The organism is Rhodothermales bacterium (assembly GCA_034439735.1).
Lineage (GTDB): Bacteria > Bacteroidota > Rhodothermia > Rhodothermales > JAHQVL01 > JAWKNW01.
This window is the reverse complement of record JAWXAX010000217.1, coordinates 1-22971: the sequence shown is the minus strand read 5'-3', so window position 1 is coordinate 22971 and position 22971 is coordinate 1. Positions and strand designations below refer to the sequence as shown.

Sequence of the window (22971 nt, the reverse complement as noted above, 5' to 3'; positions counted from 1 at the left end):
GGGACGGCGGCGGTGATGGAGGGGACGGCGGTATCCGTGTCGTTGGATTCACCCTCGTCGTCGCGGCAACGGGCGAGGAGTTGATGGCGATTGAAGATGGCGACATCATCAACCTGGCCACACTGCCCACAACGGCGCTTAACGTTCGAGCGGACACCGAGCCGGCGCAAGTGGGGAGCGTCCAATTCTCACTGAACGACAACCTAAACTTCCGGCTCGAGAACACGCTCCCATATGCCATGGCCGGCGATATCGGCGAAACGTACAACGCCTGGACCCCCGATGTCGGCGAGCACGTACTCAAGGCGTCGCCTTTCTCTTCACGGAACGCGACAGGCGCCCTCGGCCAGCCGCTATCCATCACATTCACGGTCTCGCAGGATGGCCTCCCCCCTGGGGTCGCCGAGCTGAGTCAGAGCTTCCCGAATCCCTTCATTGAACGGACCAGCATCGGCTTCAACCTGCGCAGAACAGCTTACGTCACGCTCGACGTCTACAACGTCGTCGGACAGCACGTGCAGCGCCTGGTGGAACGCATCATGCCCGACGGCGCCCACCACGTCACGTTCGACGGCTCCACCCTCCCCAGCGGCCTCTATATCTATCGATTGGAGAGCGACGGAGATGTCTCTACGGGCAAGATGACGCTGGTACGATGATGGATTAGCGATTCGTGATTAGTGATTAGCGAGGGTAAACCCCAAATCGCTAATCGCTAATCGCTAATCGCTAATCGTTTATTCGCTATTCGTTTATTCGCTATTCGTCGAAGCCATATTTCTCGCCAGTACCTATTTTCGGCCCGGCGGCAGACACCACATCGCCGGCGCTGAACGCGCGAAAGGTGTCGCGATACCCATCCACACACGTCTTTTCGACGTGGTATGCCACCCGAAACCGCTGTCCACACAGGGGCACCATCTCGGGCATAAACGGCAGCCCATCGAGTGTGCCGTCGCCGTCTAGCGTGGCGATGATGTCGCTCGGGCGACGGACTTCCACGAGGTCGACGCGCCGCGGCGTGCTGCGGCCGGGCGTTCCTCGATCAGCCAGCGGGGAGGGGTATGCATCGGTGGGTAGTTCGCGGGGGTGCTCGATTACTTCAACAGCGTCATCCGGCCCGTTTGTACCTGAACGCCGGACTCGAGGTCCGCCCGGAGTCGGTAGATGTAGGTGCCGGAAGCCAGCGACGAGGCATCGATCGCGAGGAGGCGGGCGGCGCCGGCGTCGAACGGCCGCGCATCGAGGGCCATCACGCGGCGACCCAGGAGGTCGTATACGTCGAACCGCACGTCAGCCGCCTCGGGAAGATCGAAGACGATGTTCGTCGTGGGATTAAACGGATTCGGGTAGTTGCCGCGGAGCGCGAAGGTCTGGGGTAGGGATTCGGCGGCCGTCGTCTGCCGGCGAATGCGGAGGGCCTCCACCGCTTCCGACGTCAGCACGATCACCTCCCCTTCTACCGCGACATGGGAGGCGACGACCTCTCCGCGCACCAGCTCCTGAATCTCGAACAGCCCCACGCCGGCTACCGGCAGGGCGTCGATCTCTACCTGAATCGGGAAGGCGTCTGCTTGAATCCGGATGATGGCTTCGTCGCCCTCGGTGAGGCGACTGTCATCTTCGAAACGTGCGTCGAAGCGGAGCTGACTGGAGGCCGGCGGCATCGCGTAGCGGGGTTTGTACGAGGTCTCCTCCAGGCGGGCGCCGAAGTAGAGCGGCTGCCGGCGGCCCTCGCCGTCTTGCACGGTCAACACGCCAAACCCCTCGGGCACTTCTTGTACCGTGGGGCCGCGTTTGGCCGCTACCTCGATGTCTGCGCAGGCCAGCGTAACGCTACCCGGGCCCGTCGTCAACAACCAGTAGCCCCGATTGGGGGTAATCTGGCTGGCGAGCTGGTAGCCGCCGCCGTACGCGAACAGGGTGCCGGGGACGATGATCGTGCCAGGATCCTCGATCGCTTCCAGATCGATCACGCAGGACGGACCGCTGACGAGATTCCAGCCATCGAACATCGTGAGGGTCAGTTCAGGGATCTCCCCGCCCGACAGTGTGATAGCGCCCGCGCTGGGTACGTTGATCCAGTAACCCCGGCCGGCATCGAGAGTGGCGGTCTGGGCATAAGAAACCCCGTTCCACAGGAACGGCTGGCTGACGGGCGACAGACTGCCGAACAACGCTTCGTAGTCATTGTCGGGCACGTCGAGCGAGACGCCGATGAGGTTCCAGTCGGCAAGTAACGACACCTGGCCCTCGCCGACCAACTCAAGGATGAGTTTGTTCGACGTTCTGCCTTCGTAGCCGGCGTTGTTGACGACGGCAATGAAGTGGTTCAACCCGCCCACCAGACCATTGGGCGGCATGGTCTTTTTCAGACTGACCGGGACGACCTTCTGGCCGGCGCCGTCGAGCGTCACGTTATACTCGATGACGTTTATGGCCTGGTTCGCCTCAAACGGATCCAGGTCGTAGCCGCCGTCAGGCGAGTCCTCCGGGTTGAGCGCCGCATCCACCGCCAGCAGACGGACGGCCGCTCCCGGCGGGCCCACGATGCGAATCGCCTGATTGGCTTCGGTGAAGACGGCCCTCTCGCCCTCGACGCCGACGATCTGCAGAGCGACCGGCGCCGCCGGCGCGGCGCGGACATGCGCTTCCGCACCCCCAAGTCCACCCACGGTCACGCGGAAGAGATCGTTTACATGGTTCGAGCCACCGGTGAACTCGGCCGTGATGACCGAGCCAACGAGTTCGGTGCCCGAAACCGAACCGGACTCACCGACCGTACGCGCTTTTTTGATGCTGGTCGGGTCGATGTCGACGGAGAATTTGAAGGTCTCGCCCGGATCGAAGTCGGTGAATGCGAGCGTGATGACGAAGTACCCGCCATCCTTTGGGCTGGAAAATGGATCGATACACAGGCTGCCCGGAACGACAAAACCCGTCTCCACCGCACCGGTGTCCGGCGTGAGGCATTTGCCGCCCTGGTCGCCGGCGCCGCCGGAAGGATCAAACAGCATGTCCATCAGGAGGCTGTTCGTCAGGTTGATCGTCACGCGCTCGATCCGAAGGGTGCCATCGGACTGGTTGGCGATCACCATCTCATTCGGATTAAAGGTGCTGGCGCCCAGCCCGGACGTCGGCGTGATCTGAACGAGGGCGATCGGGGTGCCGCCGTCGACCTGGACCACGAAGGTGTCGTCGGTGAACTTTCCGGCCGTGTTCGTCGCGCGAACCGTGATCGTCGCCGTCCCGCGGAGGCCCGGCGTGTAGGCGAGCGTCAACGTATGGCCGTCGAGGGACGCATCGACGACTTCAGCATTGGTGTTGTTAAAAACCACAAACGCCATGTCCAGGCCGGCCGCTTCTTCAAACACGCTGTTCAGGTCGATGCTCTCGTCGGGGGCTGTATCCAGCACCATCCGGTCCTCGATCGCGTCGACGATGATCGGGGCGGCGCTGCCGACTACCCAGCGAAACGGCACAAACACCCCCCGCGTCGGGGAGCCGTCATCGACAACGATCACGCGCAACTCGAACAGCCCCTCGGCGGCCGGATCGATCACACCGGAGATCAGGCCGTTGGGCGAGATCACCAGCCCGGTCGGCAGCCCCTGGGCGCCGAATGTCAGATCCTCTCCATCGGGGTCCGATGCCTGTATCTGGAGCGATATGGCATCGCCGGGTTCACTCACCTGATCGCCCGGATGTGTGGCTACGGGCGCCTGGTTGTCCGACGACATATCCAGCAACTCGATCGCGCTGATCGCGGGGATGCCGACCTGGGCGATGAATTCGACGGCGATGTGATTGTCACCGTCCAGATCCACGGCGTCAAATGAGCGGGAGACGACGATCTTCTCCTGATTGCCGGTCTGCCCGAGGATGTCGAAGTTGTCGAGGCGCAGCTGCCCCTCGACCTGGACGTCAAACACGCGCGAGCCCACGCCGGCGCTGAACAGCTCGGTGAAATGCAGCACCACCCGGTAGTCGCGCTCGGCGACCACCGGCAGGCGCCAGATCATGTGCTGAGCCGGCACGGCGGGATCCCACCGCTGGGTGTTGAAGAGCAGTGCGTTCACCCCGGGGTCGACGGCCCCCTGGTACTCGATCTCATCGGCCCGATTCCGCCCGGCCGTCTGATCGCCGGCCAGGTCGGCATTGACATAGGGCGAGTTGATGCCTTTTTTGGCGAACTGGATGGGCGCCGGATTGAGGGCTTCCTGCTGGTCTTCCGCCCAATCGGGATATGTGCCGTCGGCCGCCTGCGTGAAGGCGCCGCCGGCATTGATGCGGTAGACGACGACCTGCGCGAACGCAGGGGAGGCGAGCGCCAAGAGCGTCGTCAAAAGTAGGAGCCGGCGGACGAATGATCCAACGGCGTGCGGTGAAAGGGAGTAGGTGCGCATGGGTGGATATCCTTGGAGTCGTCGGCGCGAGAACGGCAGGGCGCCGGAATGGGAACGACGAGTGGGCGACGTCTAAAAGAAGGTCGTCACGGCAAGCCGGCGTCGCGGCGGCCGTCCACAAAAAAGCGCGGCGGCCGCCGTTCCATGAACGGAGCCGCCGCGCCTCTTGAACCGTAGGGTAGTCTCGGAGGTGCGGGGTCCGCCGGACCCTGCACCTCCGCGTGCCGCGTTACTTCAACAACGTCATCCGGCCGGTCTGCACGACCGTCGACTGCGCCATGTCGGCTTTGATCTGGTAGATGTACAGGCCCGACGCCATGTCATGGGCATCGATCTGTACCTGCTGAGCCGCGCCGGGGCCAAAGGCCGCGGCCGGAATATCCAGCACCTGCCGCCCGAGCATGTCGAACACCTGCACCGTCACGGTGCCGCTCGCCGGCATGTCGAAGAGCAACGTCGTCGTCGGGTTAAACGGATTCGGGTAGTTGCCGCGGAGGGCGAACTGGCCCGGAAGCGTTTCAAACGATTCATCCGCCGTGGCCGTCGCGCGGAGGACGATGCGGAGCTTGTTCACGTTGGCATCCGTGATCGACAGCGTCCCGTCGGCCGTCAGCACGTGGCTAGCGGTGACCTGGCCGGCCACCTGCTCCTCCACGATGAGGCTACCCAGGAAATCCGCCGGCAACTGCGTCAGCGTGAGCTCCATCGGGAAGTTCGTGCTCTGCAACTGGATGACGGCCTCGGCGCCTTCGGCCAGGCGATGGTCCGAAGTAAACCGCACATCGAACGAGCCTCCCGGGGCTACCGGCGGCATCGCGAAGAAGTTGATGTCCTCGGCAGTTTCGAGCGAGTCGCCAAAGAACAGCTCCTGCGAAGCGCCCAGCATGTCCTGAACCGTGATTATCCCAAACGTCGTGACATCGGGCACCTGGCCGGCGCCGGCGGTCTTGCCGCTCGCGCCGCACGTAATGGTCACCGTGCCTTCGCCGTCGGCGAGCACCCAGTAGCCAAAGCCGGGCAGCAGCGTCGCGGCCGGTTCATAGGCGCTGCCGTACGCGAACAGTGTCCCTTCGACGAGGATGCCGGACGGGTCGTCCACCGCGCTGAAGGGCACGATACACCCCGGGCCGGAGATCAGCTGCCAGCCGGCGTCCATGGTAAACTCGACCGAGTTTACCGCCGCGCCTTCAAAGTCCTGCGTGCCTGCCGCACCGAGGTTCAACCAGTACCCGGCGCCGGCGCCAACCGTAGCGGACTGGGCGTAGTTGAGGCCGTTCCATAGGAAGGGCTGCGTGGTAACATCCACATTCCCGAAGACGGAGGCGTAGTTCGTGTTGGCCGGGGTTACCGGTACACCCACGAGGTTCCAGCCTTCGTTCATCGAACGGGAGAGGCCGCTGATCTCGAGGATCTCGATGCCCTGGATGATCGGGTCATGCGTGATATTCGAGAAGTCGATGTCGACATTGCCATCGCTCACGATCACAAACGAGCGCATGATGCCCAGGTCAACGCCGGTCGACGCGATCTGGAAATTATCCAGTTCCGCCGGCACTACACCTTCGATGGCGACATCGAACACACGGGGCCCATTGACGCCCTGCGGATCATCCGGCGCATTAAATAGCTGCTCGGCGAAGTAGAGGCGAACTTCGATTTCCTTGCCGGCCTCGATCGGGATATTCCACTGCATCGAGGGGCTGCTCGACGGATCCCAGCGACCGCGCTGGAACAGGGCCACCGGCGTGCCAGCCGGCACCGAGGCGTCGAGGGTGATCGTCTCGTCGCGGCCAAATGTCCAGTCACCGTTCGCCACCGCATTCACGTAGGGATGCGGCGTGCCCACACTCGAGGCGCCGTTGTCGTGTCCCTCGATGGCCGACTGGTCTTCCAGCCACGGGTAAGCACCATCCGGGATCTCCGGGCCGCCGGCGTTGACGCGGAAGAGAATCGTCGTACCCGTCCCTCCGGAGGTTGAATTGCCGGAAACGGGAACGACCAGCGGCGAATTGAGGCCGTCGTGTGTAAAGGTCAGACTCGCCGTTTTGGTGCCCTGGAGGTCGGGCGAGAACGTCACGTTGATTGAGGTAGAGCCGCCGGCCGGAACCGTAACGCCACTTGTCGCGGACAGGGAGAAATCCGCCGCGCTGGCGCCAGAGAGGGCAATGCTCGAAATCGAGATCGTTTCGTCCCCGGCATTTGCCAGCGTCACTTCAAACGGCGCCCCGCTCTGACCCGCGGCGACTGCTGGCACCACGATCGGATTCGGCGTCACGGCCAGGATGTTGGCGTCGCGCAACGATTCGGGCAAGGAGGCGTCACGCGATGTGGCAAAAGAGACCTTGAAGGGCGCTTCGAGCTTCCAGAAATGGATGCGGTCCACGCGCACGTTAAATGAGCGCGCCGCCATAAAGAACGTGTGCACGCCGGCCGTCAGGAAATACTCGGCGTTCCGAAACACTTCGACGCCGTTCTCCTTGAGCGCCCACTGGGTGTGCATGGTGAACCCATTGTTCATCTGGCTAAAGGGGTGCAACGCCTTGATCCATGTCCCGTTCGCATCCATGCGCGTCCACACATCGTTCTGCATATCGCCTGCCGGAGCGCCCAGATGCGACATCTGCATCACCATGCCGTACATGCCTGGGTTCTCGATGACAAAGTTGTATTCGATAATATCCACTCCCGGGTTAAAGAGCTGATCGGGGCCCGTGTACCGGAGATAGCCGGCGCCCGTATAGCCAGGCTCGGTCGTCAGAAACTTCCACAGTTGCGGACGAGGCACAGACTCCGTCTCCATCACTACAAGCCCCTCGTGCTCGAGGAACGGCGCGTCGGATACGACCTGGGCGTAGACGGAAGAGACGCTGAGCAAACCAAACAGCACTATGACAGATAACAATCTGCCCATTGAAGCACGTGTTTTCATAGATGTAGCCGGCACGAGGGTCGGCAATTGACAATCGGTTGGGGACGAAGCGGGATCGAGAGGCGAGCGGTGACTGGACCGCTCGTCTCTCGTAGATAGTAATCTTGAGAACAGACCTTCATCGAACCAAAGGTACCTCGATTCGATTCCGGGGGTGATAGTGGTCTGGACCGCTGGGGATCATCTTTCGGCGCATTGGAGGGTCTCTGGGATGGGGGGCCAGGGGGAGTTACTTCACCAGACTCATCCGGCCCACAGCAAACGCACTCGTCGCGTTCATGTCGGCCACGACGCGGTACAGATAGATACCGCTGGCCAACTCCGTGGCGTCGATCTGGATCTGGTGGCCGTCGCCTGGCCCGAAGGCCTGCGCCGGCACCTCCAGAAGACGACGCCCCATCACATCGTACACCTCGACGCGTACCTGCGCGGCCTCCGGCAGGTCGAAGACCACGGTCGTGGTGGGGTTAAACGGATTCGGGTAGTTGCCGGCGAGGCGGAACGCGCCGGGCAACGCGCCCTCGCCATCATCCACCGACACCGTGTTCGTGATGAACAACTCGGTGACAGCCTCATCCGTGACCAACACCGTTTCATCCTCGCCCAGTTCGGACGTAGCGACAGACTGGCCGCCTTTAAACTGCTGGACGTACAGCTTATTGTCGCCTTCGGCCAGCTTCACGACGCGAAGACTAACCGGGAACTCGGACGCCTGGAGCGTGATGCTGGCAAACTCGGAGTCGATCAACAGAGCATCGTTCGTGAAGCGGACATCAAACCCGCCTTCCGGCGCATGCGGTGGGAGCTGGTAGGGGCGCAGCTGCGTCGGCGAGTCGAGCGTGCCGCCGTAATACAGCGTCTGAGAGCCCGTGGCGCCGTCGGACAGCAGGATCGTGCCGAAGGACCCATCCGGAGCCGTCCGGCCGGTAGCCATCTTGCCGCTGCCGCCGTTGCAATCGATACCGATCGTGCCGGCGGCGCTGGCCTCCACCCAGTATCCCATGCCGGGCTGCAGGAGCGTCGTCGGCACATAACCGCCTGTATACGCGAACCAGGTGTCATCAATCAGGATGCCGGCCGGATCGTCGATATCGGCCACATCCACCCCGCAGACCGGGCCGGTCACCATATTCCAGCCATCGGCCAGGGTCAGCGTGAGCGACTCGACCGCCGTGCCTTCGAACGTGTGCAGGCCGCCCTGCGCCACGTTCAGCCAGTAGCCCTTGCCGGTCACCATCGAGGCCTCCTGGACATACGCGCCGTTCCAGGTGAAGGGCACCGTCGTCGGGGCCAGATCGCCAAAGATGGCGGTGTAGTTGGCGTTCGGCGGCGTCAGGGGAAGGCCGATGAGATTCCAGCCAGGGGTAAAGGCGCGGGCCACATTGGTGAGGTCGATCAGCTCGATCCCCTTCACCGCCGCCAATTCTTGACCGCCGTCTTTCACGAATTCGATGTCGATGGCCCCGTCGCTGGTCGTGACGAACGAGCGCAGGATACCCACGTTCGAACCGACCTCGGCAAAGACATTGATGTTATCGAACCCGGCCGGGATCGCGCCATCCACGCGGATATCGAAGATACGCGGCCCTTCGACCTCGTTATTGCCGGCGGTGAGGAAGATCTCCGCGAGGTAGATGCGGACTTCCACCTGCGTGCCGGCCTCGACCGGGAACGACCAGAGCATGTTCGGCGAAGCGGCCGCGTCCCACCGTTCCGTCTGGAACAGCGACAGCGGCGTGCTCGACGGCACCGACGCGTCGCGTACGACGCTGTTCAGCTTGCCAAAGGTGAAGTTACCGGCCGCCGCCGTATTGACGTACGGCGAAGGCGTGCCTACCTGTGCCTGGCCCAGCGCGTTTGCCGCCGAAACCGCCTGATCGCCCTGCCAGATCCGCAGATCGTCGAGCGAAGCAAGCGACGGTCCGCCGGCGTTCACGCGGTACAACACGTTACCGGGTTGGACGGCCTGACCCACACCCGATACCGTGATCTTCAGCGGGTCGTCGCTGCCGGTATGTACTAGATTCAGCTGCGCCGTTTTGGGGCCGGCGGACGCCGCCGTCATGGTCACCGCCACGGTGGTCGTACCACCTGCTGCGATCACGACCGGGTTGGTGAAGGACGAGCTGAATTCGCCCGCGTTCGAACCTGTAAAGGTGATGCCGGAGACCGTCACCGCCGCCCCACCGCCATTGCTGATGGTGAGCGTCCGCGCCAGCGTCGCTACGCCCACTTCCCCTACCGAGAAATTGATCGGATTCGGGGACGCGGAGACGGTGCTGGGCTCGCCAAAGGTCGACACCTCGATCGCCGAGATCTTGCCCTCGCGGGTAGACGACGTCAGGAAGATATCCAGCAACCCGTCGGTGACCGTGATGCCCTCGAAGGTCTTGATGAGGGCGGTGGTGGCGCCCACTTCCGCGTAGATATCCAGGTTTGTAAGCACAGCCTGACCCTCCTCGATGTCGATCGAGAACACCCGCTTGCCGGCGCCGCCGACGCCGCCACCCGGCGCGCCGAAGAAGATCTCGGCGAAGTGGATGGCCACATTATAGTCACCGTCGCCCGGCACGGGGATGCTGTAGCCGAAGCCCGTGGCGCCCTGATCGTACCGCTCGGAGGTGTAGAGGACGTCGTCGTTTGTGCCGGCAATCGCCAACCCGTTGTTGCTAAACGTGGCCCCGCCGGTGCTGTACAGGTCCGCACTCCACGACACCCCGTTGAGGTTCACGGCCGGCCCGCCGGCGTTGATCCGGTACAAGGTGACGGGCACGGCCGCCGGGTCGTAATCCAGCACGACGACATCCGACATCGGGCTTGTTTCATCGGTCGGGCTCGTAAACACGGCCGCGAGGTAGTTAATGCCGCCCTCAGGCTGGCTGTCGGTGATCGTCACCTCGAAATCCACCAACCCGAGCGTGCCGGTGTTGCCCGTCAATTCCTGGATGGCGATCGCGGAGTTGGCCTCGAACGGATCGATAGCGTAGCCGTCACCCGTGATGAACAGTGCCGATTCGACCACCAGTAGGCGTACGTCCGTATTGGCCGGCCCCGTGACACGGATTACATGCTCGAGGTCCGCCACTTTCGCCTGCAGCCCCGACTGCCCGACGATGCTGATCCCCGGCGTCGCAAGCGATCCGCCAGCGATGATGTTCTGTGACCCACTCAGGCTTTCCGGCGTGCGGAACAGCTCGGCCTGATAGCTCGACCCATCGTCGAACGTCACCGTGACTAGCGCGCCCGAAAGCTCGAGACCAGAAACACTGCCCGACTCTCCGGGGCCGGGCGCCGAAGTGCCCTTGATGCTGGTCGGGTCGACATCGATGGAGAACGTGAAGGTCTCCTCGGGCTCGAAGTCGGTAAATTCGATGGACAACGCGTCGAAACCGTCGTCTCCATCGACCGTGTTGTGGAAGCCAGACAACGTGTGTCCAGACAACCCCGTCGCCGCCTCGCCTTGGCTGGGTGTGAAGCCCTTGCCGGTCTGATCGCCGGCGGTGCCGTCCGGATCGAACACGGCATCCGGGAACAGGGTTGACTGCAAGTCGAACGCCACGCTCTCGATCTTCTGCCCGCTTTCGGAGGTATTGGTGATCTTGATGCTGCCGCCCGAATTCGTGCTCTCGTTGATGTCGTTGGGCGGCTCGATCTTGACCAGCGCAGAAGCGCCGGTGGCATCATACACGATCGTGATCTTATCCCACGTGGCCGGATATGTCGCGCCCGTGGCCGCCGAAGTGGCGATCACGCCGACGGCGAGCGCCGTTCCGGTACCCTGCAAGGTCGCGAGATTGGCGCCCGACAGCGCGACAGGGTTACCGACATAGACGACTTCGGCGCCGTCAATGCTATAGCCCGGGTGGGCCGTCCCATCGGCGGGGTTGATGAGGAAAAAGAGGTCGAGTTCGACGTCGGTTTCCAGCAGGTTATCCGCAATCGGGGCGTCGCCGTTGCCGCCGGTAGCATACATGGTGCGCACGGCCGTGCCGGCATTTTCGTTGACTACCTCGAGACCGCCATCCCCATCGTTGGCGCTCACGACCACCTTGAGGTAGTTGTCCTGGTCGCCGGCGCCAATGTAAAAGCCCTGTGACTGCTCGCCCTGAGGCGTGTTGCCAAAAAAGGGCGACTGCATCCGCACGCGGATCGTGAAGGGCAGCGTCTCGTCGTCCACATCGATGCCGAACTGGAAGCCGGAGAACTGATCGTTCTGCCCTCCCAGGGCGTCGCCCGAGGGGACGTCCGGCACGGTGAGCAGGCCCGCGGTGCCGCCGGCAATCAGCTGGTCGTCGAATTGGTCGAGATAGTCCGTATCGCCATTGGTCATCAAACCGGTAAATCCGATACCGAAGAACCCGATATCGCCATTAAACAGGTCGTAGTCCAGCGGCAACGTAGTCCCAATGCCGTTCAAGCCATCGTGGGCGAAGGCATCGACAACATCGTCGATCCCGTCGTTGTCGTCATCCGGGTCGAGACGGTCGGAGGTGAAGTCTCCGTCGAAGTCGGAGGGCTTGTCGCCGGCGTTGCACTCATTGGTGCCATTCGCGATTTCGTCGTTGTTTGAGTAGCCGTCGCCATCGTCGTCCTGGTTGCCCGGGCCGCCGACGCATTCCCCTTCGAAGGGCTCGAACACGGTGATGTTCTGCGCGCCAAACGTGACGGCCCAGATCGTCCCGGGGAACGGATCGTCGTCGCCCTGGGCGATTACGTCGAGCGGAGTGAGGCCGAAGTTCGAGAACAGCGTCTCGATGCCATTGGAGACCTGATCGCCGTTGGAATTAAGCCGGGCAACATAGATTTCACCGCCAAACGAGGCAGAAAGGATCGTGCCCTGCAGTTCGCCGCCGAACGTAGAGGCGGTGTACTCGGCCATCCCGTTGGTGGATGGGACGTAATCGACCAGTGAACCGTCGCCCTCGCCGGAGTTCCGGAAATCACACTCGGCCTCATACGCTTCGCTGGTCGGCACGGGTGGCCAGTCGGCCGGCAATGGGTTCGGACCCGTGGTGCTCGTGCGGAACACCCCGACCCCGTCGAAGAACGTGTAGAGGCCGGCACCCTCAGGGTTGCCGCGGACCGGCGTCGCGTGGCCGGCATAATACCGCTTGCCGGCGTCGACTTCTCGGATGTAGTGCAACCCGTTCAGGTTGTTGACTTTGTTGTCGTTGGGGCCGGGGCCGGTCGAGCCGGGCTCCGCAGGGTTGTAGGCGTTGGTGCACTGGCCGGCGCTGGCGCCCGGGTAGGTGCCCTCTCCGACCGGATGCCCGCCCCACCCGGCGTTGGCGCCGTTGTCGATCGAGTACATCCGCCCCTCGGCTCCCGGGGACTTCATGATCACAAGGTCGTACGGATTCCGGAAACCCGTGGCATGGAGCCGAACGGGGCCGTCAGCCACCACTTTCGCCTGGTTCAGGCCGTTGTTGCCGCCCCACGGATCGCCGACATCGATGCCGTCGTAGCCGGGAGTATTCGGGTTGTCGATGCCGTTGACGTTCGGCCGCGTCGGGTCGTCGAGGGTTGGGAGATCGTAGACATAAGCCGCGTTGCCGGAGCCCTGGACCGGCATGGCAGCCAGCATATCCAGGTCGATGGCCAAAATGGACGCCGAAAGTGCGTATTCGGTGATGCGGGCGAAGTTATTCGATGGCGATCCGGCATTCGTGAAGCCGCCCACACCCAGGTACAGGATGTTCGTTTCGTGATCGATCACGACGCCGTTTGTAGAATGGTTCTCCTCGGAACGCGGCAGGCCGCGCACAAGGTCGAGCCGTGTCCACGACGAGCCCGACTTCGTCAGGCGGTGCAGGATGCCGGAGTTGGTATCGAGACCCGAGTCGTTGACGCCGCCGCCGGCGTCGCCGGCGCCCTCGCGCGGGTCGCTCGACGTCGTGTAGATGATCGGGTTCTGCGCCGTGCCCGTCACGTAGATGCCGGTAATCTGCCGGTTGTTCGTGAGCTGGCTGGTCGACGTGTTCAGCTCCCCGTCGTCGTCGTGGTTCGGGGTGTTGTTCTTAATGAGCGTGATCGACTCGGTGTTCGTCACGGTAAAGTCTTGCGGCCCGTTGCGCACCACCGTATAGGCGACAATCAAGCCGTTTTTCTGCGCGACGTAGAGCCGGCCGTCCGGACCAAACTGGAGGGTGGTCGGCAGCACGAGGCTCTCGCCTTGCAGCCCGCTCGGATCAAAGGCCACGGCTTGCGCCCCCCCTTTTGATGCCGTGGCAGGGCGATAGATGAGTCGTTTCTTCCACGGGGCGGTACCTTCCGAAACCTCCGGTACGGGTACTTCGCTGACTTGTCCCACAACGGGGCGGGATAAAAACGCGCTCAGGGCGATAAAAAGATACCAGGCGGCACTACGAAAAAGCGGTGCTTTCATATGGAAAAACGAGCTAAAATCGACGTAACAGTAATGAAAAGGGGATTTATTCTGACCAGGGCGCATCCACTACCGACCACATACGAAGAGCGCATGCCGGCAGTTCACGAATAGCATGCCAATGTCCAGGATTGGGGAATTGCCGCCTCGTCAACGAACCTCGACCGGGATATCTCGGCGTGACGGAGCGTAGCCGATCCCTGTGCCTGGCAAGTCGTGGCATAAAAACAGGATTCCGGAAGCACGGATCTATCCTCTCCGGAAATGCCTCGCACGTCCACCTGGTGCAACGATACACCCTACCGCCGGCCCCCCCCTATGCTACCCCAGGAGTAACGACCGGCTCAGAGCGAGCTCAGCGCACTCTTCTTCAACCGCGCGACCAGCCAGCCATTCACGATGATGAGCGCGATCGCCGCCCCCAGCCACTGCACGATACAGGTCATTACGCTGTAGGGATCAAGGGGATTGTACCACGAGTCCGGCGCGTACTCCGTCGCCGAAAGATACAACCACCAGCCCAGCAACAACACAGCCTGAAGAGGGATCGTGTACCGCATTTGTAGATCCCACGACTTGCTCACGCTCCAATCCATCGGCGTCCCGTTGATTTCCTCTCGACGAAAATGGGCCACTCCGAAGCGTACGACGGCAAATGCGATCAGCGCCCCGGAGATCATGAGCGCCACCCCCCAGACAAAATCCTGGTTGCCAAAAAACGTCAGATTCACCGCCGAGGGGATGCCCAGCAAGAAGCCGACGACCGACACCGAGAGGACCGCCTGATTACGGGAAAGGCCTCCGTCCACCAGAATACGAACGGCGAGTTCGATCATGGAGATAAGCGAGCTGAAGGCGGCAAAACAGAGTCCTAGAAAAAACAGCGAGGCAAAGAGCGTCCCCAGGGGCATCTTGCTGAACAGCTGCGGCATCCAGATAAATGTCAGCCCGGTCGACGCCGGCCCGCTGTTCTGCATCACCGCAAGCACCTCGCTCTGCGACATGCTCGCCCCGAGGATCGCGAAGCAGGCGCCAAATATCGTGATCGCGGCCAGCAGGGAAACCGTGTTGTTGCCAATACCGGTGATAAAGGCGTTTTTAACGACCCCGTGACGGTGCTGCATGTAAGCCCCGTACGTAAGGATCAGCCCCCAGCCGGCGCCCGTATCCCACGCGTTCTGCGTCAGCGCATCCAGCCAGAGCCGAGGGTTTGCCAGGGTATCCCACTGTGGCGTGAACAGATACCGGATCCCGGCAGAAGCGCCATCGAGTGTCACGGCGCGGCCCAGGGCCACCAGCACGATGATCAACAGCGCTGGAATCAGCACTTTATTGGCGCGCTCGATGGAAGAAACGCCCTTCCAGACGATCAGCCCGCCCACCAGCATGGCCAGGCCGTGGTACAGAATAGGTGAATATCCACCCTGGAATTGATCCCAAACCCCCTGTGCTGCGCCCGTGGTAAAGGGCAGCGGCTCGGATACCGTCTGCACGAAATAGTAGATGCACCAGCCCGTCACGACCGAGTAATAAAACATGATGGCCGTTGCCACAAACCCGATAAAGGCGCCCATCCACGCAAACTTCTCACCAGCAACCAGCGAAAAGGTGCCGATCAACCCCATCCGCCCCTTTCTGCCCAGCGCATACTCGGCCATGATGAGGGGGATGCTCCAGATAAACAGAAACAGCAACCAGACCAGCAAAAAAGCGCCGGCGCCCTCCTCGCCCGCATTCTGCGCCGCGATCCTGGGAAACCGCCAGATATTGCCCGTCCCTACCGCAATCCCAAGTACGCTGAGGATGAGCCCTAGCCGGGAAGAAAATCGAAGCTCTGTATGATCGTTCATAACTCTGAATCCTGTGGCGCGACGGCCTCGACGCGTGGTGGAACACGTGCCCCGCCCCCCGGCTTATCGTCCAGGAGGGTGTCGTGTGTCGGCGTCAACATTAGGCCGAAAATGGGTTACCTGCAAGCCAGAACCCGCTTTTATTCGATCCCATGCCGACACCCCTGGGACCGTTTCACCCGCGGATCATCCCGGATCCAACCGCTGGGATGAGACCATGTCGCCGGCACGCGCCTGATCGGCCGAGACGGGTTTGAACAAGGGATAGTGCTCGAACCGGAGATAGGTCTCGATATGCCGATCGTACAGGGCGCTAAAAGGATTACCGCTCTGCCCGCCGGGGTAGACGCCGTATCCAACCGGGGGCCGAGCGGAGAAATCCACCACCATGCGCCAGCTGGCGCTGTGTGTCGTCACCCGGCTACCCGCCGGCGACAGCGTGGAGGCAAACCCGGGATATTCAAACGGCCCGCGCCACAGGGTCCGAAGCGCCTCGCTGCGTGTGAAGTGGCGAAACACGACCTGGTGGTGATCCCCCCATCGCCAGCGGCCCGGTCCCAGCCGTAGCCGAGTTCGAGGCTGTCCACCGACGCCTCGATGGCCAGCCGTAGGACGTCTTCCCCCTGCTCCCGGAAGGCTGTGTCCTGCACGTCGAACCATTCCGACTCCGGATGCTCGACGAGCAGGTCGTACAGCACGGTTTCCTCGGGCTCGCCCACGCGATCGAAGAGCGGCTCGTCCCACGCCAGGCCGGCGAGACTTTTTAGAAAGATATCCAGCACCAGCGGCTCCGGTCGGTCGACGGACGCCTCGCCCCCCCACCTGTTGAGGAGCGCCCGAAGCTCCTGCGCCCGGGGCGAAAGCCCCGAAAGGGAATCCAGCAGGGGCGCAAACAGGTCGCGCTGCACCACATACACATCCGACTGGTACGCTTTGATGTCGTCGAGCGCATGGGATTCCTGGCCGCTCAGCAGGGCGTCGATGCGCAGCGAGCGGTAGCCGCTCTCCCAGGAGCGGCCAAGGAAATAGGGATAGGTCGAGTCTGCCGGCACCTGATTGGTCGACGCCAGATAACCCTGAGCCGGGTTGAACGAAAAGGGCAACTCGTCAAACGGGACGCGTCCGACCCAGGCGTGATCATCGCGGGCGCCGTCCCGCAGACCGGTCCCATCGCGGCTTGCCCGAATGGGGAGGTAGCCGGTAGAGCGGATCGCGATGTTACCGTCGACATCGGCATACAGGATGTTTTGCATCGGGGTATCCCAGTACCGCAGGGCATCCTGAAAGGTCTGGAAGTTGGTCGCCCGATTCATTTGCCACAACGCGCGCAGGGCGCGACTGGAGTCGTGCGCCACCCAGCGTATGGCCATAGGGATCTCCCGATCCATATCCACCGGCCCCCAGTGCGCAAAATACAGGCTATCGATCCGGGGCGGCTCATCCCGAACGGCGATCGTATCGACGACGATTTCGAATGGACGGTACGAGCCGTTATGGAGATAGGCGCCACGGCCGGCGTCGACTTGCAGGGCAAAGTGATCGATCTGGTCGGTTCCTGTGTTGGTGAAGGCCCAGCCCAGGCGGTCGTTAAACGCCTCGACGGGCAGGGGGGCACCAGGGATTGTCACGCCGTAGCTGTTCATGGACGGGGTGACGAGATGCACTTCGTACCAGATGGCCGGTAGCGAGAGCGACAGGTGCATGTCGCCGGCCAGTATCGGTGATCCGGTGGTCGAACGCAGCCCATCCACCGCCCAGTTGTTGGAGCCCTTGCCGGGCAGCCAGCCTTCCGCGAGCGATGAAATGCCGTCCGGCGGCGATCCGGCATCCGCCATGAAATAGCCCGACTCCGAGTAGATTGGCCGGCGGTTCGCGTCCAGCACGGTGCCGCCGGGCTCGGGCATGATGGGCACGCTGAGGGGTGGATACGCGGGAAAGAGCTCGGCCAGCGAGGAGTCGAGGGCGCCTTCCGCGGCCGGCGAGCGAAACGTGAGGTCGTACACCATGTACTGCAGGACGAGCAGCGACTGCAGCGGCGTGTGCGGCGCGGGTTTATACCCGAGCAGGCGAAATTCAAAGGGTAGCTCCGCTTCGTCCAGCCCGTCCAGGTAGGCGTTCACCCCCCGCGAGTAGGCGTCGAGGATATTCCACTCGATTCCGCCGGCCTTCACGATGCGGTCCAGGTTGCGGCGAGCACCCCATTCCATGCCCGTTTTCCGAAGCATCCGATCGGTGGCGACAAGCGAAGGACCCATGACCTCGGCCAGCCGGCCGGCCGCCACACGGGGCAGAAAATCCATCTGGAAGAGCCGATCTCGAGCCGTTGCAAACCCCAGCGCCGCCACGGCGTCGAGGTCGTTATCCGCGAAGATGTGGGGCACGCCGCGCGTGTCGCGTACGATGTCCACGGGGCCTTTGCTGCCGGGGATGACGGCGGAATCCAGCGTGCCGGCTGGCTCGGCCGAGCGGGCCGTGTGGTAGAGCCCCTCCCAGGGATCGAGCAATCGCCCCAACGCGGGAACGCCGCCGAGAGGCTCGAGGAGGATAAACAGAAGCGCGCCGGTGAGGGCCAGGTAGACCAGGAGCCGCAGGTAAGCCTTCATGTCACGCAGGGAGAAGCGGTGGAAACGCCTGCGTGTAGATACGATCAGGAACGATCGAATTCAACTCTTTTTGTGTAGCGATTGGGCGACGGCGCCGTCGGAAGCGCAGAGTCGGCGAACGGCGATCCGTCCGAGGTGAACGGGCCGGCAAGGTCGGCCGGCGCTTCGACACGCTCCTCCTCGGCGATGAGGAAGTCGACCACCCGCACCACCTCCTCCGTCACGTCGTCGGACAGGGAGGCGACGTACTCGGCCACCCGGTCGGCGATCGGCTTTAGTTCGGGTGCAGCCCCATCCACGGACTTTTTTTCCTCAGCGGAAGCGTTTATTTCACGGACGATGACGGTGACGTCTTCGCGCGCAGGCTGCCCGGGCCTATCGATCGGGCTGCGGCGCAGCACCAGATCAGGTCCATCGCCATCGCCTTGCTGACGGACGCTGTGCACGATAAACTCGTACGCTGGACGGGTATCTCCGGCTGATTTTCGCGGTCCCGTTCCTTCAACGCTGTCGATCATACACCTGGGGGTAATGTGCCGGCCACAACACGCGATGCCGGCGATGGCACAACAACTCGGCCGCTTCACCCCGCAGGGAGGGGCGACCGTCTACATTTCCTGGGTGGGGGAGATCAAATACTGTACCGTGCGCCGGGGATCCAACGGTCACGTGAATATGCGACATAGGATGCAAAAAAGCATCAGATTCGCTATCGTCAGTAGTCTCAATTTTCAAGCTCGTTACGTCCCCATGCACCTACCGCCGGAAGCGGCCCGATACGTTCCGTCACGCCATGCGCCTGATGTCGCCGCGCGCCTTCGCGGCGCGTTGACGTGTGGCTTTTTGCTCGCCCTGAGCTTCCCACCGTTCCCGTTTCCGGTGCTGGGGAGTTTCGCGCTCCTGCCGCTCCTGCGTCTCTGGTATTATCAGACGGACATGCGTCTGATGTACCTGGACAGTTTTTTTGCGTTGCTCGTCACGTTCCTCGTCGTCTTTTCGTGGCCACTCCTGCACCGGCTCCCGGACGCGGCGTGGGCGTCCCTCAGCGGCTTTTTTGTGTTGCCCATGCTCCTGGCGCTGCCCTTTGCGCTGGCCATTCCCATCCGCCGGCAATTCGGCATTCCGCTGGGCTGCGCGGCTCTGGTCTCGTTCTCTGTCGCCATCGAATGGGGCATCAGCCACGGTCCCTTCGCCATGCCCGGCCCCCTGCTGGGCAACACCCTGGCGGGCGCCCCATCGCTGAACCAGATCGCGGACCTCGCCGGCGTGCCGGGTCTCACGCTGTGGGTATGGCTATGTAATCTGTGTTTCTTTTTTGTAATCACGGGGGTGCACAAACGCCGCCGTATAGCCGCCGGGATCTCGGTCGTGATCCTCTTCATGGCGTCGTACGCCTACAGCGCCTTCCGCATTGACGACACCTTTGGCGCGGAAACCACCGTTACGCTGGGGCTAGTCCAGCCCGCGTCGGCGCCCGAGCAGTGGGCCTCGGAAGACAAGACGGCGCAGGTCGATGCCCTGGTGGCATTGTCGGACTCATTCCTGCACGCCGCGCCCGCGCCCAACCTGCTCATCTGGCCCGAGACAGCGATCACGGTGCTGCGCAACGCACCCCATACGGCCGAGCGGATGCGGTCGTGGGTGGATGGACACGGCATTCCCCTCCTCACCGGCGCCATCGCCGATGCGCCGGGTCGCCTGCCGGCCCTTAGCTTCGCCAACAGCGCTCTGCTCTACCGGCCCGCGCTGCCCACCCTGCGGTACGATAAAAACAAGCTCGTGCCGTTCGCCGAGCGGATACCCTTTGAGTCCGTGTTGCCCCATCTGGACTTCATGCGGGTCGAGGCCGGTGGCGTGGCCGGGTACCAGCCAGGCCGCGAACGCGTCCTCCTGCCGGTGGGCGCACGCCAGGTCGGTCCGTTGATCTGCTTTGAGAGCCTGTTTGGAGACTACACCCGCCGCTATGTCAAAATGGGGGCGGATGTCCTCGTGGTCGTGGCGCAAACCGGCTGGTGGGGCCGCTCCTTTGGTCCCTGGCAATTCCTGGCATTTACTCGTCTCCGTGCCATCGAAACACGCCGCGCCGTCGTGCTCGCCACCGTCGCCGGCCCGAGCGCCCTCATTCTGCCGTCGGGGCGTATCGAAGTCGCCACCGACTGGATGAAGCGCCGCGCGCTCACCGTGCATGCCCCCATCGCCACCGAACGCACCTTTTATGTGACCTATGGCGACTGGGTCAGCATTGTCGGAATGGCCGTCGCGCTGCTCCTCACCGGGTGGTTTTTCGTCAACCGATTCTCGGAGCGTTGGCTGCACACCTGACCTCGCCATCTACCCTTCTCCATGAAATTCACCTGCCCATTCGTCCTGGCGTCCACATCCCCCCGCCGAAGACAACTGCTCGAACAACTGGGATTGACGTTCAACCGGGCCGCGCCCGACGTCGACGAGTCGTTTCATTCCTCCCTGGCCCCGCCGGCCATTGTCGAGAGTCTGGCGGAGCGCAAGGCCACCGCCGTCGCGCATCAATTCCCCGATGCACTCGTTTTGGCGGCGGATACGATTGTTGTACTGGACGGGGAGATCCTCAACAAGCCGGCGACGCCAGACGAGGCCGTCGATATGCTCGGCCGGCTAAGCGGCCGTACCCACGTCGTCTACACCGGCATCGCCCTGGCGCATGCTCCCAGCGGCCGGCGCATCGAGGCGCACGAGGCCACCCGCGTCACCTTCGCTACGTTAAACGAGCGCGAAATAGCGGCATATGTTGCTACCGGGTCCCCGATGGACAAAGCCGGCGCGTACGGTATCCAGGACGACCGGGGCGCCCTGTTCGTGTCGGGCATCGAGGGCGACTACTACACGGTGGTCGGGCTGCCACTTCACCGGCTCTACACGGTGCTCAAAACGAACTTTTCCGACTTACTCATCGGCTAAAACCGCCCAGAATGCCATCCCCCGCTCTGAGCCGCGGCTCGATGTGCCGGAGCTGGACGCGCTGGTTGATGGAGCCGCGCGGCGAAAACGCGTCACCCGACGTTCATGATCGATTTTCGCGGGCAGCAACCATCCCTGCCTGTCGGCCGTTGAAGAACCGACCCAAATGACGATCATCCCAGCATACCCGATATGAAAACGATTACTGGCTCGTTCTTCGCCGGCCTCCTGCTTCTGGCCGGCTGCACGCAAGAAACACAAAACCGCTTTGGCCGGGCCGTTCAAAACTGGACGGGCACCGACGGCGTACTCGAAATCTACGCCGGCGATCAACTCGTGCGCCGCTTCATGGAAATTGATAAACTCACGACGGCCTCCGCCACGGATGGCGGAATTGACCGCCCTTACCGCTTCGGCTACGGCGTGATGGACGCCAACCTGAACGGCGTCGTGGATCCTGACGAAAAGAAGGTCTACTTCGAGATCAGCGACTACTCCACGCCGTACGTCTTCTACGAAAATCCGGACTGACCCGAAGCGTCTTCCGGGCGCTCAGTCGATGTCGTGCTCCAGGATCGAGCGCAGCATCTCCTTCGAACAGGTGTTGCCGCGATTCAACTCGTCGAGCATCAAGTCGATGATTGCCTGACGCGAGAGGTTGGAGTCCTCCATCATGATCTGCCAGAAGTACTTCAACCAGTCCTGGTTGTTGGCGCGGATGCTTTCGTCGAAGGCGGTGGTAATCTCCTGGTGGACACGGAGGATTTCGTCCTCGGATTGCTGCAACATACGATCCTGGTGGTAAGTAGGGGGGATGGCGCATCGGGCCCGGGGAGCGCGTGCGACAGGTGGCAAAGGGGGTATCGACCGGTGGCGGGCGAACTTTAATCGCCAATAGGGTCGACCGGTCTGAACCGCGCCGGCATCAACCAGTACAGCTCACCGGCGCCGGGCTGAATGGCCTCCCAGGTGGCGCACGCCAGGTCGATACGCGCGATTGTCGTCGTTGCAAATCGCACACCACCCCCACCGATGAGCAGCCCCACACATTCGCTGCACGCCGGCTCGTGGCCGACCAACATCACCCGCCCCACCCGCTTCGGCAGGGCACGCAGCACCTCCAGATACCGCTCACCGTCCGTCTCATACAGCGCCGAGGAATACGTGACCGGGACGCTCCAGCCGGCGGCATCCAGCATCAACCGCACGGTTTCGCGTGTGCGGCGGGCCGTCGAGCTGACGACCTTTTGTGGCGGCGCATCCGTTGCGGCCAGCCACGCCCCCATCCGTGTAGCCGCCTCCACCCCGCGCGGCGCGAGGGGACGGTCGTGATCTCGCTCGATCGGACCAGACCAATCCGACTTGGCGTGGCGAACCAGATAGATGGTTTTCATGACGGTCTATGGGTATCGTATCCGTTGATAGCCTACGTGATTATAGACGAGATCCTTCCCGCGATTTGTCGGTACAATGCCCCAAACTAACCGTAATTCTGTTATGACTCCATCGTTCCCGTTCGATCAACTCCCCGGCTCCAGCCGTCTGTGGATCTATGCGCTCGACCGCCCGCTGACGGACGCCGAATCCGCCACACTGTCCGACCGTGTCGATGCATTTATACGGAACTGGAATTCACACGGTCGGCCCGTGAACGCCGGCTACGAATTTCGCCACAATCAGTTTGTGCTGATCGCCGGGGTCATCCCGGGTGGAAACATCTCGGGCTGCGGTATCGATGCGTCAGTGCATGCTCTGGCTGTCTGCGGCGAGCGTTCGATTTCGCCGGATTCTCCGCGAAAGAAGATCTCCAGCCCGCTTGCGATTCCGAATCCAAGCGGCTCGCCGCAGACAGCAAGAGCAT

At 62.7% G+C, this 22971-nt stretch carries 15 protein-coding genes; 5 read left to right on the top strand and 10 right to left on the bottom strand.

The features are described 5' to 3' along the window. Nucleotides 1-659 (top strand): T9SS type A sorting domain-containing protein (locus SH809_16010; GenBank protein MDZ4701216.1); only part of this gene is annotated, 659 nt, incomplete at its 5' end. Nucleotides 660-759: 100 nt separating this feature from the next. On the opposite strand, the gene SH809_16005 is transcribed toward SH809_16010, so the two are convergent. The 8 genes from SH809_16005 to SH809_15970 form a co-directional block, all read right to left on the bottom strand. Beyond that, entirely contained in the window at nucleotides 760-1002 is a 243-nt protein-coding gene (locus tag SH809_16005; protein ID MDZ4701215.1) for a hypothetical protein, read from the bottom strand. Nucleotides 1003-1097: 95 nt separating this feature from the next. Further along, the gene (locus SH809_16000) at nucleotides 1098-4406 is read right to left on the bottom strand and encodes a malectin domain-containing carbohydrate-binding protein (GenBank protein MDZ4701214.1); all 3309 of its coding nucleotides are present in this window, start codon (nucleotides 4404-4406) and stop codon (nucleotides 1098-1100) included. 229 nt (nucleotides 4407-4635) lie between these two features. Next, a complete protein-coding gene (locus SH809_15995; protein ID MDZ4701213.1) occupies nucleotides 4636-7308 on the bottom strand; it encodes a choice-of-anchor D domain-containing protein in 2673 nt (890 codons plus the stop codon). A gap of 256 nt (nucleotides 7309-7564) precedes the next feature. Next, nucleotides 7565-13720: a malectin domain-containing carbohydrate-binding protein gene (locus SH809_15990; protein MDZ4701212.1), complete on the bottom strand. Its 6156-nt coding sequence runs from the start codon at nucleotides 13718-13720 to the stop codon at nucleotides 7565-7567. Between the two features lie 344 nt (nucleotides 13721-14064). Beyond that, a complete protein-coding gene (locus tag SH809_15985) occupies nucleotides 14065-15570 on the bottom strand; it encodes a sodium-dependent transporter (GenBank protein ID MDZ4701211.1) in 1506 nt (501 codons plus the stop codon). A gap of 186 nt (nucleotides 15571-15756) precedes the next feature. Further along, nucleotides 15757-16089: a penicillin acylase family protein gene (locus SH809_15980; protein MDZ4701210.1), complete on the bottom strand. Its 333-nt coding sequence runs from the start codon at nucleotides 16087-16089 to the stop codon at nucleotides 15757-15759. Further along, entirely contained in the window at nucleotides 15984-18173 is a 2190-nt protein-coding gene (locus tag SH809_15975; GenBank protein ID MDZ4701209.1) for a penicillin acylase family protein, read from the bottom strand. The genes SH809_15980 and SH809_15975 overlap by 106 nt, the downstream gene beginning before the upstream one ends. Before the next feature lie 44 nt (nucleotides 18174-18217). Then, nucleotides 18218-18691, bottom strand: a complete 474-nt coding sequence (locus SH809_15970) for a hypothetical protein (protein MDZ4701208.1) — start codon at nucleotides 18689-18691, stop codon at nucleotides 18218-18220. Nucleotides 18692-18923: 232 nt separating this feature from the next. Here SH809_15970 and lnt point away from each other — a divergent pair, with 232 nt between their 5' ends. The 3 genes from lnt to SH809_15955 all read left to right on the top strand — a co-directional run bounded on the left by lnt (nucleotide 18924) and on the right by SH809_15955 (nucleotide 21641). Further along, nucleotides 18924-20495: an apolipoprotein N-acyltransferase gene (gene lnt / locus SH809_15965; GenBank protein ID MDZ4701207.1), complete on the top strand. Its 1572-nt coding sequence runs from the start codon at nucleotides 18924-18926 to the stop codon at nucleotides 20493-20495. Between the two features lie 21 nt (nucleotides 20496-20516). Further along, a complete protein-coding gene (locus SH809_15960; protein ID MDZ4701206.1) occupies nucleotides 20517-21110 on the top strand; it encodes a Maf family protein in 594 nt (197 codons plus the stop codon). A gap of 192 nt (nucleotides 21111-21302) precedes the next feature. Further along, a complete protein-coding gene (locus tag SH809_15955) occupies nucleotides 21303-21641 on the top strand; it encodes a hypothetical protein (protein ID MDZ4701205.1) in 339 nt (112 codons plus the stop codon). Between the two features lie 21 nt (nucleotides 21642-21662). On the opposite strand, the gene SH809_15950 is transcribed toward SH809_15955, so the two are convergent. Beyond that, nucleotides 21663-21899, bottom strand: coding sequence for a hypothetical protein (locus SH809_15950; GenBank protein MDZ4701204.1), 237 nt, complete (start codon nucleotides 21897-21899; stop codon nucleotides 21663-21665). A 95-nt stretch (nucleotides 21900-21994) separates the two neighbouring features. Next, nucleotides 21995-22504: a histidine phosphatase family protein gene (locus tag SH809_15945; protein ID MDZ4701203.1), complete on the bottom strand. Its 510-nt coding sequence runs from the start codon at nucleotides 22502-22504 to the stop codon at nucleotides 21995-21997. Nucleotides 22505-22607: 103 nt separating this feature from the next. Here SH809_15945 and SH809_15940 point away from each other — a divergent pair. Continuing rightward, nucleotides 22608-22971: hypothetical protein (locus tag SH809_15940; GenBank protein MDZ4701202.1), on the top strand; the 364-nt coding region annotated here is incomplete at its 3' end.